Origin of the sequence: Vibrio sp. D420a (genome assembly GCF_030248625.1) — a bacterium.
In the GTDB taxonomy this organism is placed as follows: Bacteria; Pseudomonadota; Gammaproteobacteria; order Enterobacterales; family Vibrionaceae; genus Vibrio; species Vibrio fortis_A.
Window position 1 is genome coordinate 1 of the sequence record NZ_JAHGAN010000029.1, and the last position, 13,542, is coordinate 13,542.

Sequence of the window (13,542 nt, forward strand, 5' to 3'; positions counted from 1 at the left end):
AGGCATATCTTGACGCGAGAGGCCCGAAGGTCCCCCTCTTTGGCCCGTAGGCATTATGCGGTATTAGCCATCGTTTCCAATGGTTATCCCCCACATCAAGGCAATTTCCTAGGCATTACTCACCCGTCCGCCGCTCGACGCCGTTATCGTTCCCCGAAGGTTCAGATAACTCGTTTCCGCTCGACTTGCATGTGTTAGGCCTGCCGCCAGCGTTCAATCTGAGCCATGATCAAACTCTTCAATTTAAGATTTTGTGACTCAATGAATACTGATTCTATCTAACGATAGTGAATTGACTGTGCTAAGACCGAAGTCTTAATTGGTCACTCAGTTCATTGATATCATTTTGATACCGAAGTATCTGTTTGTCTTTGCTTTTAAAAGCGAAAACAAACTTAGTGATATTCATCAACGAGTGCCCACACAGATTGATAGGTTTAAATTGTTAAAGAGCTTACTTCTGAAGTTCCGCTTGGAGCCTCTCGAAGTGGACGGCCATTCTAGCGAATTAGCTTTCAGTGTCAAACACTTTTTATCGCTAATTTTTCAAAGCATCTTAAATGCTTAATACCGTCTTAATTGCTTCGTTCAAACCGCTTGGTTATCCCTGACAACGGAGGCGCATTATAGAGACAAATCCGATCTGCACAAGAGCAAATTCGAAATAAAATCGTTTTTACAAACCGTTCGAACACAAAGCAGACAAAACGTGCAAAATAAAAGCGAACCAAGCCATTTTGCTTAGTTCGCTCTTGTAATCGTTCTAGTTTTTATTGATGAGCAACGATTCGATCGTTATGGACTAACAGCTGAACTTTTTTGTCCGGATTAACCTTACCTGCCAATATCGCTTTCGCTAGCGGGTTCTCTACACTCTGTTGAATCGCTCGTTTTAATGGTCTTGCACCATAAACTGGGTCAAAGCCAACTTGAGCAATCAGATCAAGCGCCTTCTCGGACACTTCCAACTCATAGCCATTGTCTTCCATTCGCTTACTTAAATGTTTTAGCTGTATAGAAGCAATCGACTTAATGTGTTCTTGTCCCAATGGATGGAACACAACGCTTTCATCAACACGGTTCAAGAACTCTGGCCTGAAGTGCTTACTAACTACTTCCATTACCTCATTCTTGATTCCTTGGTAATCCAAAGCTGAGAAGTTTTCTTGAATTCGCGAAGACCCAAGATTCGACGTCATAATGACAACTGTATTTCTAAAATCGACAGTTCGACCTTGTCCATCAGTCAGGCGACCGTCATCAAGCACTTGAAGTAGGATATTGAAAACATCAGGGTGCGCCTTTTCCACTTCATCCAATAGGATCACCGAATAAGGCTTACGTCTTACCGCTTCAGTTAAATAGCCACCTTCTTCATAGCCAACATAACCAGGAGGAGCACCAACTAAACGAGCAACCGAGTGTTTCTCCATGAACTCCGACATATCAATCCGAACCATGGCGTCATCACTGTCGAACATAAAGTTCGCTAGGGTTTTACATAGCTCTGTTTTACCAACACCTGTCGGACCTAGGAATAGGAATGAGCCAATTGGTTTGTTTGGATCAGACAGGCCTGCCCTGCTTCGGCGAATTGCATTGGCAACTACTTCTACTGCTTCAGCCTGACCTATAACGCGCTTATGAAGTACAGACTCCATTTGCAACAACTTCTCTTTTTCAGCTTCAAGCATCTTAGAAACAGGAATACCGGTTTGCTTTGACAACACTTCGGCAATTTCAGTATCCGTAACCTTGTTTCTCAGAAGCGTCATTTCTTGCATTTCCGCTTGAGTGGCAAGGTCTAACTGCTTTTCTAACTCAGGGATACGCCCGTACTGTAGTTCAGACATTCGGTTTAGATCACCGGCACGACGTGCAAAGTCCATATCCATACGAGCCTGTTCTAGCTCTGACTTAATATGTTGGGTGCCAGATAGTGCCGCTTTTTCTGCATTCCACACTTCTTCTAACTCAGCAAATTCACGCTCTTTCTCAAGCAGCTCGTTTTCCAGAGTTTTAAGACGCTTTTCACTGGCATCATCATTCTCATTGGTCAGCGCTTGCTGCTCAATTTTAAGTTGAATGATTTTACGCTCTAGCTTATCCAGAGATTCTGGCTTGGAGTCGATCTGCATACGAATACTTGATGCTGCTTCATCAATGAGGTCGATGGCTTTATCCGGTAGTTGACGATCTGAGACGTAACGATGCGAAAGACTCGCCGCCGCAACAATCGCAGGGTCAGTGATCTCAACATGATGGTGCAGTTCGTAACGCTCTTTTAGACCACGCAGGATTGCCACGGTGTCTTCAACCGTTGGTTCATCCACCAGCACTTTTTGGAAGCGACGCTCTAATGCAGGGTCTTTCTCTATATATTGGCGGTACTCATCCAACGTAGTCGCACCAACACAGTGAAGTTCGCCGCGAGCCAAAGCCGGTTTCAGCATGTTGCCCGCATCCATAGAGCCTTCGCCTTTACCAGCACCAACCATGGTATGAATCTCATCGATAAAGAGGATGACGTTACCCTCTTCTTTCGATAGTTCATTGAGAACTGCTTTCAAGCGCTCTTCAAACTCACCACGATACTTAGCGCCAGCGACCAATGAGCCCATATCAAGAGACAACACTCGACGACCACGCAGACCTTCTGGCACTTCATTATTAATGATGCGCTGAGCAAGCCCTTCAACAATGGCCGTTTTACCTACGCCAGGCTCACCAATAATCACTGGGTTGTTCTTGGTGCGGCGTTGCAATACTTGAATGGTACGGCGAATCTCATCATCGCGGCCGATTACAGGATCGAGCTTGCCCTGCTCTGCACGCTCGGTAAGGTCTACCGTAAACTTCTCCAAAGCTTGGCGTTTATCTTCTGCGTTTGGATCATCCACTTTCTGACCACCGCGAATCTGCTCTATAGCTTGAGATAGCTTTTGCTCGGTTAAGCCAAGCTCTTTAAGCAAATTACCTAACGGACCACGGTCTTCAATTGCTGCAAGTAGGAAGATTTCTGAAGAGATATAAGTGTCTTGACGCTTTTGAGCCACCTTGTCGCACATGTTAAACAAGGTGCCCATCGCACTTGATAACTGTACATCACCACCGATGCCGCTCACTTTTGGTACGCGATCAAGGATCTCGCTCAATTTAGAGCGCATCTGAACAACATCAATATTCAACATGGTCAGCAACGGACGAATCGCACTACCATCTTGATTTAACAGTGACACCATCAGGTGCACAGGTTCAATATATTGGTGATCACGACCTAATGCGAGAGACTGAGCATCAGATATCGCAATTTGAAATTTACTGGTGAATCGATCGAGACGCATTCCAACCTTCCTACTCATAGATATGTTTATCTTATGAATAGAAGATGGATACGGTATCGGTCATTTTCAAGGGGAAGGGAGCGAACTATCACGCAGAAAGTTCACTGTTTTTGCGATTAATCTAGCCAGATAAAGGTGGCTTGACGACCTGTTACTCCATCGCGGCGATAAGAGTAAAAATTATCAGGGTCTGCGTAGGTACACAGATTACAATCATACACTTGAGTCACACCAATATTAGCAAGGCGTTGAGTCGCTAATTGAGACATATTGGCTAGCCACTTCTGAGTATCTGGCTTAACACGAAACGCCTGTTCGGCCTTTGCATCAAAACCAACAAAAGCATCCAAGACATCTTGACCGACTTCAAAAGCGTCTTGACCAATAGCAGGCCCTAACCAAGCCAATAAAGGATTACTGTCATCAATATTAGTGAACTTAGCCACAGCGTTTTCGACAATCCCACCCGCTAAGCCGCGCCAACCAGCATGAACCGCAGCAACTTGTGTGCCCTTACTGTCCGTTAATAGCACTGGCAGACAGTCTGCAGTCATCGCAGATAACACAACGCCTTGTTGAGTAGTGAAACTGCCATCTGCATCGAGAATCTTGGAAGTTGGTTCAAAGACTGAAACAACATCTGTTGAATGAGTCTGGTTAAGCCAAACAGGTGCACTCGGCATCTGAGATTGTTGCTGTAACCAGTCTCGATTCTTCTGCACCAGATTAATATCATCCCCGACGTGACTACCCAAATTCAGACCTTGATACTGAGCCTGCGAAAAACCATCGACTCGAGTTGAGGCAAAAGCTTTTACATTACTTGGAGCGTTCCAGTTCGGGATAATCATCGTCATGGTTAGATGTCGTCTTCTTTATTGTCTCGTGCGTCAACGCGCAACGCTTCTGCCATCACAATCATATCTTGTGGAACAGGAGCATGGAATTCCATCTCTTCACCAGAGATTGGGTGTTCAAAACGAAGCATTACCGCGTGAAGCGCCTGACGATCAAATGAACGGATCATTTGCGTTAGTTCTTCAGAAGCACCTTTAGGAATTCGCGCACGACCACCGTATGCCAAGTCACCTAAAAGCGGATGCTGTAGGTAAGACATGTGTACACGGATTTGGTGAGTACGACCCGTTTCTAGGCGAAGACGAATACGCGTGTGCTCACGGAAGTGTTCAGCAACACGGTAGTGAGTAATCGCAGGTTTACCCAACTCATTCACTGCCATTAGCGTACGTTTTGTAGAGTGGCGACCAATCGGTTTTTCAACCATGCCACCCGCTGTCATTTTACCGATCGCAATCGCCTCGTATTCACGAGTAATACGGCGTTTTGATAGCGCTCGAACTAGACGCGTTTGTGCTGGTACTGTTTTCGCAACCACCATTAGGCCAGTGGTGTCTTTATCAAGACGATGAACAATACCTGCACGCGGTACTTCTGCGATTTGTGGGTAGTGGTGTAGGAGCGCGTTTAGCACGGTTCCATCCGGCGTACCTGCACCTGGGTGAACAACAAAATCGCGAGGTTTGTTGATCACCAATAAATCGTCATCTTCGTAAACGATATCCAAAGGAATATCTTGTGCTTCCCAGCGCTCTTCATCTTCAAGTTCAGCTTGTAAGATGATCTCTTCACCGCCCATAACCTTGATACGAGGTTTAGTAACAACTTCGCCATCCACTTGGATTTTGCCGTCAAGAAGCCACTCTTTAATGCGAGAGCGAGAGAAATCGGTAAAGAGTTCAGCAACAGCTTGGTCTAAACGTTGACCTAACTGGCTGCTTTTTACTGTGTCTGTTAATGTGATCTGCTGAGCCATATCGAACTTTTTTAAAAACCGTGAGACTAATACCCATTAGTATGGATAAAATAGATTAATTGCATCATTGTATCTGTTACTGGTTAGAAAGTAACGGAAGCGAACAAAATATTTAAATTCAAGGAATCGACGCCTGACATGAAACACCTCACTTTATCGGGTCTATTAGCTGTATCACTGTTAGTTGGTTGTAGTAGCAGTGAAGAGATCGTCCCAGATGTACCGCCATCGGTTCTATATTCTGATGCACAAGAATCTCTACAAAGTGGTAGCTGGTTATCTGCGATTGAAAAATTAGAAGCGCTAGACTCTCGTTACCCATTCGGTGCGTACTCAGAACAAGTACAGCTAGACCTTATCTACGCTTACTACAAGAACGATGACCTAGCGCTGGGATTGGCGACTATTTCACGATTCTTACGTTTAAACCCAACGCACGAAAAACAAGACTGGGTTCTATACATGCGCGGCTTAACGCACATGGCGCAAGACCGTAACTTCATGCACGACCTGTTCAACATCGATCGTAGTGACCGTGATCCAGAGCCTGTAAAACTTGCTTTTGCGGACTTTAAGAAGCTACTGGAACGTTTCCCTGCAAGCCCTTACGCGGAAGATGCACAAAAACGTATGTTCGCGCTGAAAAACCGCTTAGCTGAATATGACTTAGCAACGGCTGATTTCTATCTTCGTCGTGAGGCGTGGATTGCTGCAATCAACCGCACACAAGAGCTGCAGAAAACTTATCCAGATACCATTGCTGCACGAAAATCTCTAGCGATCCAGTTAGAGGCTTACAAGCAACTAGGTCTTGAAGATGCTGTAGCAAGAACGGAACAGTTGATTGAGTTAAACCCTCTTCCGTAACCAACGTTCTGTATCTAATTGATAGAAAAGCACACCTCACATGGTGTGCTTTTTTTTGAACTGCATGTGGTAAATATTGATGAATTAACAATCAAAAGGTATCTTTAATGAATAACCATTAACAAAACATCAACATGGAGCGTGGATGTGAGCAGGTTGTTATTACTGATCTTGATGGTGGTTTATGTCCCCATCTCAAATGCCTTAGAGCTATCCCCCTTGAGTAATGAGCCGTATCAAGGCGATCTAGATACACTCAGCAAGAAAGGGATGGTTCGAGTGCTGGTTTCCGCCGATTTAGGTTTCTACTTCATAGAAGATGGTAAGCCAAAGGGCATCATCGCAGAGATGCTGTATCACTTTGAGAAGAGCCTGAGAAAGAAGCACCCGTATATCAATGTGCAGATCATTCCCGTGCAGCGTGATGATCTACTTCCCTCACTACAATCTGGTCACGGGGATGTTGCGGTTGCTAACCTCACTATCACTGAAAAACGACTGCAGGTAGTCGACTTTTCAGCGCCAATGATCAAAGACGCTAAAGAGCTAATCATTACGGGTAAAGACGAAGCACCCCTTGAAGATCTATCTCAATTAAGTGGCAAAGAAGTATGGATTAGGGCAAGTTCAAGTTACTTTGAAAGCGTTCAACGCGTTAATAAAGAGCTAGACGAGATGAACCTTCCGCCTCTGTACGTCCATTTCATTGAAGAGACACTGCAAGACTACGAGCTTATCGAACTGGTCAATCAAGGCTACATTCAAGCAACGATACTCGATAGCCACAAAGCCAAGTTATGGACCAACGTGATGGACAATATACAAGTTCACCATGAACTGCCGTTGCGTGAAAACAGCCAGATAGCTTGGGCACTGCGCAAGGAAAGCCCTCAGCTTAAACAAGAACTCAACAAATACGTTCGCCAAGCTCGCAGTGGAACTTTGCTCGGGAACGTCATTTATCAAAAGTACATCGATGATACACGTTGGCTGAGCCGAGCACTAAACCCAAACAAGGTTGACCGTGTTGCTAAGCTCTCTGGCGTCTTTGAAAAATACTCGACTCGTTATGAATTCGACCCATTAATGATGTCTGCACAAGGGTTTCAAGAATCAGGGCTGGATCAAAGTCGTGTTTCTCACAAGGGCGCTATTGGAGTCATGCAGGTACTACCAAGTACTGCGAAAGACAAAAACGTCAACATTAGGAATATTCATAAGGTCGACAACAATATCCATGCTGGCGTGAAATACATGCGCTTTATCAAGGACCGCTACTTCAGTGATCCAGAAATATCACCAGATAATCAACTCTATTTCACTCTCGCTGCCTATAACGCTGGCCCCGCTAAAATTCGTAAAATGCGCTACCTTGCAAAAAAGCATGGCTACGACCCTAATGTCTGGTTTAAGAATGTTGAGATCATGACGAGAAAATACGTGAGTCGCGAACCAGTCACCTATGTCACCAACATCAATCGTTACTTTGTAATCTATAAACAGCTAGAGGCAATTGGCGCAATACGTGGTATTGGCCCTACCGCCGCCAATAAACCTAAATAGACAATGGCGATGTTAGTAAAACTGAGGACAAGTTCACGGCTCCATTAATTTGTCCATAAACACCAAAAAGCCGCTTGAGATAGCACTCAAGCGGCTTTTTAAATTTGACAGATTTTCGGGGAATATCTTGGCGTGACATAAATCACAAAACAACACTGTTCAATTATTCACCTCACACCTTTTAAAGGCTGTACGATTTCCCTAAAAACTGAAGTAATTTTTAGCGAACCCTTGGTTTCAATTTATCCTTTTTATTATTGATAACAAGCATTTTTCTCGAAAAACGTGACAATTTTTGCGTGAGATCACATTTGATTTCAATCCTAAAAAACCACCACCAAAACAAGATCTAGATCACATTCTTTCCCATCCAAAAACGTAATCTGGAGTTAACCCATGAGGGATACAACAGAGGAAAACTTCTATGAAAATGAACATCACTGGTAAGAATATCGACATCACCTCTGCAATCCGTGAGCACATAGAAAGTAAATTTAAGAAGCTAGAAAAATGGCAAGTAGACATCATCGGCTGCCAAGCAAGCTTTAGTGAAGAGCCTAACAAGAAGAAGAAATTTGAAGCGGTAATTACCGTACCAAAAGGCAAGCTTGTTGCTTCATCAATCCACGATGACCTATACGTTGCCGTTAATGAGGTTGAACAAAAGTTAGAACGACAACTGAATAAGCTAAGACACAAACCTGAAGCTCGCCGCGCTGAAAAGCCTCAAATTGAAGAGCTAGAAGCTGAAGTAGAATAATAGAAATAAAAGGATTCGAAGATAGCGCCAATACGGCGCTATTTTTTTGCTTGACGCTTGTAGCTCGCTTGCTTATTGTGTTTAAACATTCAAAAAACAAACCATTTTTATGCACACTCAAACTCTGTTTATTTTTGACTTCTTTTTCCTTCCGTAAATCGGAGGCTAAGTCGTTTTAGAAAAACAAGTCAAAAACGAACAGAAAGCCTCCCACTCAAGGGAGGCTTTTTTATAAGGACCCATTTATGACTGACCAACCCATTTCGCTTGATGAAATTCGCCTTCGCTTAAATGATCTTGATGATCAGCTTCTAAGCTTACTTTCCGAACGCCGTAAACTCAGTATTGAGGTGGCTAAAAGCAAAGTAGAAACATCAAAGCCAGTTCGAGATGCCGTTCGTGAACAACAGCTATTAGTGAAGCTGATCGGTAATGGAAAAGAGAAGTACGACCTTGATGCTCAGTACATCACTAAACTGTTTCACACCATCATTGAAGATTCGGTACTTCTTCAACAGTCTTACTTGCAGAATCTGGCGAATCCACAAAGCCGTAAGCCTTTGGCTCGTGTCGCGTTTCTGGGGTCAAAAGGGTCATACTCACACCTTGCAAGCCGTGAATACTTCAGTCGCCGTAACACCGAGCTAATCGAGCTAAACTGCAATCACTTCAAAGAAGTCACATCTACGGTTGAGTCTGGTCATGCTGACTACGGTGTGCTTCCAATTGAAAATACCAGTTCAGGTTCTATCAATGAGGTATACGACCTACTTCAACACACAACGCTGTACATTGTGGGTGAACTATCACAACCGATTGAGCACTGCTTAGTTGCGAAAAAAGATATTCGCCTAGAAGACATTACGACCCTCTACTCTCACCCACAGCCACACCAACAGTGCAGTGAGTTCTTGAGTCGTCTAAAAGGTGTGACTCTAGAGTCTTGCGCGAGCACTGCTGACGCAATGAAGAAGGTCAAAGACCTTGATGACGACACTGTGGCTGCGATCGGTAACTCTTCAAGCGGTAAGCTGTACGGCCTTCAGCCAATTCAAGGCAACATTGCCAACCAAACCGAAAATCACACTCGCTTTATTGTAGTTGCGCGTAAGCCCGTTGAAGTATCAACCCAAATCCCTGCGAAAACGACTTTAATCATGTCAACTTCGCAAGAAGCAGGCTCTCTAGTGGAAACACTACTGATTCTTCAACGCTACGGTATCAACATGACTAAGCTAGAATCTCGTCCTATCATGGGGAACCCTTGGGAAGAGATGTTCTATGTCGATCTAGAAGCGCACCTAGATTCTGACAACATGCAGCAAGCAATTACCGAACTAACAACAATTACGCGTCATTTGAAAGTCTTAGGCTGCTACCCGAGCGAGAACATTAAGGCGACTCAAGTTAAGCTTCCATAGCTAATGAATAAAAGTTTGTTAACAGAAGCTTGTTAATGAAATGCTCATTTAGTTAAAAAATAGAATAAGTAACTGCTGACTTATTAGTATAGAAACCGTACAATCACCCTATTAAGAGGTGTTGTATGCGTTTTCTATCTTTATTCGTGAGTGGCTTACTTATTCTGTCTATTCCATACCTTGCACAGGCAAAGAGCGCCCCGATCCTCACAATCTTCAATTGGCAACACTACCTTTCTGATCACGTCATCGCTCTGTGGGAAAAAGAGACCGGCGTTACCATCAAACAAGTGTACTTCGATAGCGACACTAAACGTGATCGCACCATCAATCAATTGACCCGCAATGATATTGATATCGCGATTATTGACGAGGTTTCGGCGCGCAACTTCTCTCGTCAAAACAGACTCAATAAGCTCAGTGATAATCCACTGATTACTAACCAATCCCATATTCCTGAGCTTTGGCGCAATCAATGCGGTGAACATGCTGTTCCTTATTTTTGGGGCACGATCGGTCTTATCTACCGCAAGGACATTTTCCCCAAACCACCGACTAGCTGGAACGACATCCTGACACCAAAGCCTGAGCATCAAGGACACCTGGTTATGCAAAGCGACTACAGTGACCTGTTACTTCCCTCCCTGTTTGTACGTGGCGTATCTGCTCACACCACCAACAAAGAGGTATTAAAGGAAGTTTATCAAGAGCTTGTGGCACAGATACCGTATGTCAAAACCTATGAATACTTGTTGACCTATGTAGAACAAAACCCATCGCGAGCCAAAGACATCCACCTTGCGATGGGCTACAGCGGCGATGCAGTGACGTTACAGACTTTTACGCCTGACTATGAATGGGGCTTCCATGTCCCTGACGAAGGCACCATTTTATGGGTTGACTGCCTTGCTGTACTGAAAACTGCTCCGAATCCTGATTTGGCCGCGCGATTTTTGAACTTTCTTCATCGCCCAGATATCGCAGCACTTAACGCTCTCGATTTGGCGATGACCACAACTAATAGCCAAGCGCATCAACACGTACCGCCCTATGAGAAGCAGAACTTGGCACTCTACCCAGATCAGGACCTACTCGATAAGGCGCAGTTCTATTCAACATTGATTAACACATCAATGACTCTTCGAACCAGAATCAGCCATGCCGTCATTCTTCAGCATCGGCAGCTCAACGACGATGATTAGGCCGCATTCTCTGAATTGTTTCGACTTTAGTTTCTGTTTTCGCACAGCCCTTCTTTTGGAGCTCTATACCTTGGACAGCACACTGTTCACTTCACAGGAAATTATTAACAAAATTGCAATTAATAGAAGACTCACCGTTAATAACATAAACTTGAGAACTAAAATGATTAATAATGTTGTGAAAAGTTATGAAGCTAAGCACTAAAATACTACTTCTCATAGCTCCCGTAATTCTTTGTAGCGCTGCCGCTTCTAGTTACATCATCTACACAACGCAGAAAAGTAGCTTTATCAAACGCGAAGACAATGCCCTCCAGCTCAGTATGGAAAAGCTAGCCGGACACTTTCGCCAATCCCGCTCATTTCTCAACAGTTATTCTTACACACTCACTAAAAGTGACATCGTTAAGCGCTATTTCTTAGGTGGTGACAACCCTTATAGAGAATTAGAACTCATCGATAACTTGCAGCAAACCATTCAACTGCTTCAAGATGGCAACGAGAGTTTTACTGGCCTGGCATTGTTGGACGGCAATCGAAACCTGAGTTATTACGCAGAGAACAGCAGCGATCCATTTGCGGAAATGGATCCAAAGATTCTTAAATACATCAATGACAAGTACTTAGAGACGTCAGCAACGTCTAACATCAGCTATACACAAAACTCGCAAGGCGAAGGTATGTTGGTTCGCTATGAACTTCTCGACAAGCGTACTATCTCGACACCACTGAGCTATCAACTGGACGATGTTTTCTTCGTGGTGGTTTCTGTTTCTCTAGATAAATTCAACGCACTACGCAAACAGATAGAGTTTGAGTATCAAACCAGCCTGTTTTTTACTTCGGCTCCCGTCTCTCCAGAAACTGAATTAACCCAATCGGTGAAATTGGCTCCGGGTCTCTATGTCACCGTGGATCCAGCCAAGTTCTTGCTCGATAACAAGCTGCGCTCAATATGGAATGAGATTAGCTTCTCTTTTGGGCTAGCCGCTTTAGTAACGGTTATTCTGTTGTTGATGTTACTTTCTCGCAGCGTGATTAACCCAATCGCAAGGCTAGAACGCCAGCTTAGACAAGTGGAAAAGCGCCAAAGAACAAACATTGAGCGCCAGAGTAGCAACGATGAAATTGGTCGTCTTTCTGAGCGGTTTTACGATATGTATCAAGAGCTTGATAATACGTACCAGCAAACTAAGATATTGGCGGAGAACGACCCTCTGACCAAAATTGCCAATCGCCACCAATTTCAATCGTTCGTCCAGCGAGCTTTGCCAGAGACTAACCCCACCAGCAATACGTGGATCCTTTACTTGGATCTCGATAACTTTAAGTTCGTTAATGATAAGTATGGGCACCAAGTTGGTGACTCTATCTTGATCGCATTTTCAGAGCGAATCACGACATTATGTAGCGAATATCAGACTCGCCATTTTGCTCACTGTATGCCTGCTCGCCTGTCCGGCGATGAATTTGTGGTTTTCATCAACGCTCCTGCGGCGTCAGGTAACATTGAGCGCTCCTTCTCAGAGCAACTACTAGAGCCATTGCAGCAAGGGTTTGTAACTCGTGCTGGCAATTTTCCTATCACGGTTAGCATTGGCGTTGCGACTTACCCAGACGATGGCGTCGAGATAGAGAAACTACTGTCGAGTGCCGATACTGCGATGTATCAGGCAAAGCGTGCAGGAAAAAATCAGTCAGCCTACTATTCTCGCGACTTAGACAAGGTCATTCAGCGTCAAGCTAATATCGAGCGAGCGCTGCGCGATCAAAACTATGATGAAGAGTTCAGCCTCGTATACATGCCTTATATGAATGCGCATGGAGATACTGTTGTCGGCTTCGAAGTACTGCTTCGCTGGCACTCAAAACAGTTGGGGTTTGTCGCTCCCGATGAGTTTATCCCTATTGCTGAGCAAACTGGACTATTCGAACAAATAGATAGATGGGTGATTGAGCATGCCTTTGGCGCTTTTGACCAACTGCAATCTCAATTTGAGTATCCCGTTCAGCTGTCAATTAACCTCTCTTCTGCCGGTATCGAATCGACTCACTTAGCCGAGTTTATTGATCACCACGCAGACGTGAACAATATTCCTCCCTACTTAATTGATTTTGAAATCACAGAGACGTTTGAGTCAGGCTCGCAAGGCTTTCCTCTGCTTAATGAACTGTCTCGAATGGGCTATATGTTAGCGATAGATGATTTTGGCTCAGGTTTCACCTCTATAACTCAGCTAGTTCAGTACCCGACTCAAAAAATAAAACTGGATAAAGGTTTCCTAGAGACTTTGATTGCAACTGACAACCAGAACATAGTAAAACCTGTTATTGAGCTATGCCACGCACAAGGCAAACAAGTAACGGCCGAAGGCATTGAGACACAAGCCATGCACCAGTGGTTAGTTGAAGCTGAGTGCGACCTTTTACAAGGCTACTATTTTGGCAAACCGATGCCACTAGAAGAGCTCGGTGTGTGGTATAAAAGCCATCAAGCCCGATGGGGTGCATCAACAGAAAAAGCGCTAGCAAAATAACGATAAGAAAGAGA

General features: G+C 44.3%; 9 protein-coding genes, 1 rRNA gene and 1 other annotated feature. Of the genes, 6 read left to right on the top strand and 4 right to left on the bottom strand.

Annotation, left to right across the window (positions count from 1 at the left end):
• The 4 genes from KI743_RS18560 to rluD form a co-directional block, all read right to left on the bottom strand.
• Window positions 1-245, bottom strand: a 16S ribosomal RNA gene (locus tag KI743_RS18560); the annotation flags it as partial.
• Between the two features lie 525 nt (window positions 246-770).
• A complete protein-coding gene (clpB, locus tag KI743_RS18565; RefSeq protein ID WP_285467681.1) occupies window positions 771-3,344 on the bottom strand; it encodes an ATP-dependent chaperone ClpB in 2,574 nt (857 codons plus the stop codon).
• A 116-nt stretch (window positions 3,345-3,460) separates the two neighbouring features.
• Window positions 3,461-4,201: a peptidoglycan editing factor PgeF gene (pgeF, locus tag KI743_RS18570; protein ID WP_285467682.1), complete on the bottom strand. Its 741-nt coding sequence runs from the start codon at window positions 4,199-4,201 to the stop codon at window positions 3,461-3,463.
• Window positions 4,202-4,203: 2 nt separating this feature from the next.
• Entirely contained in the window at window positions 4,204-5,178 is a 975-nt protein-coding gene (rluD, locus tag KI743_RS18575; protein WP_032553205.1) for a 23S rRNA pseudouridine(1911/1915/1917) synthase RluD, read from the bottom strand.
• A 138-nt stretch (window positions 5,179-5,316) separates the two neighbouring features.
• Here rluD and KI743_RS18580 point away from each other — a divergent pair, with 138 nt between their 5' ends.
• The 6 genes from KI743_RS18580 to KI743_RS18605 all read left to right on the top strand — a co-directional run bounded on the left by KI743_RS18580 (window position 5,317) and on the right by KI743_RS18605 (window position 13,528).
• Entirely contained in the window at window positions 5,317-6,045 is a 729-nt protein-coding gene (locus tag KI743_RS18580) for an outer membrane protein assembly factor BamD (RefSeq protein ID WP_032553203.1), read from the top strand.
• Between the two features lie 141 nt (window positions 6,046-6,186).
• Entirely contained in the window at window positions 6,187-7,608 is a 1,422-nt protein-coding gene (locus KI743_RS18585) for a lytic transglycosylase F (RefSeq protein ID WP_285467690.1), read from the top strand.
• A gap of 424 nt (window positions 7,609-8,032) precedes the next feature.
• The gene (hpf, locus tag KI743_RS18590) at window positions 8,033-8,368 is read left to right on the top strand and encodes a ribosome hibernation-promoting factor, HPF/YfiA family (RefSeq protein ID WP_032553202.1); all 336 of its coding nucleotides are present in this window, start codon (window positions 8,033-8,035) and stop codon (window positions 8,366-8,368) included.
• A gap of 111 nt (window positions 8,369-8,479) precedes the next feature.
• Window positions 8,480-8,601: a sequence feature (Phe leader region), on the top strand.
• 12 nt (window positions 8,602-8,613) lie between these two features.
• Entirely contained in the window at window positions 8,614-9,789 is a 1,176-nt protein-coding gene (gene pheA, locus KI743_RS18595) for a prephenate dehydratase (RefSeq protein WP_032553201.1), read from the top strand.
• A gap of 125 nt (window positions 9,790-9,914) precedes the next feature.
• Window positions 9,915-10,991, top strand: coding sequence for a PotD/PotF family extracellular solute-binding protein (locus KI743_RS18600; protein ID WP_285467691.1), 1,077 nt, complete (start codon window positions 9,915-9,917; stop codon window positions 10,989-10,991).
• A gap of 188 nt (window positions 10,992-11,179) precedes the next feature.
• Window positions 11,180-13,528, top strand: a complete 2,349-nt coding sequence (locus KI743_RS18605) for an EAL domain-containing protein (protein ID WP_373417847.1) — start codon at window positions 11,180-11,182, stop codon at window positions 13,526-13,528.
• Window positions 13,529-13,542: the final 14 nt, after the last annotated feature.

Coding starts and splice junctions, on each gene's coding strand:
- pgeF (WP_285467682.1), bottom strand. CDS start 4,201: ATGACGATGATTATCCCGAACTGGAACGCTCCAAGTAATGTAAAAGCT.
- pheA (WP_032553201.1), top strand. CDS start 8,614: ATGACTGACCAACCCATTTCGCTTGATGAAATTCGCCTTCGCTTAAAT.
- hpf (WP_032553202.1), top strand. CDS start 8,033: ATGAAAATGAACATCACTGGTAAGAATATCGACATCACCTCTGCAATC.
- clpB (WP_285467681.1), bottom strand. CDS start 3,344: ATGCGTCTCGATCGATTCACCAGTAAATTTCAAATTGCGATATCTGAT.
- KI743_RS18605 (WP_373417847.1), top strand. CDS start 11,180: ATGAAGCTAAGCACTAAAATACTACTTCTCATAGCTCCCGTAATTCTT.
- KI743_RS18580 (WP_032553203.1), top strand. CDS start 5,317: ATGAAACACCTCACTTTATCGGGTCTATTAGCTGTATCACTGTTAGTT.
- KI743_RS18600 (WP_285467691.1), top strand. CDS start 9,915: ATGCGTTTTCTATCTTTATTCGTGAGTGGCTTACTTATTCTGTCTATT.
- rluD (WP_032553205.1), bottom strand. CDS start 5,178: ATGGCTCAGCAGATCACATTAACAGACACAGTAAAAAGCAGCCAGTTA.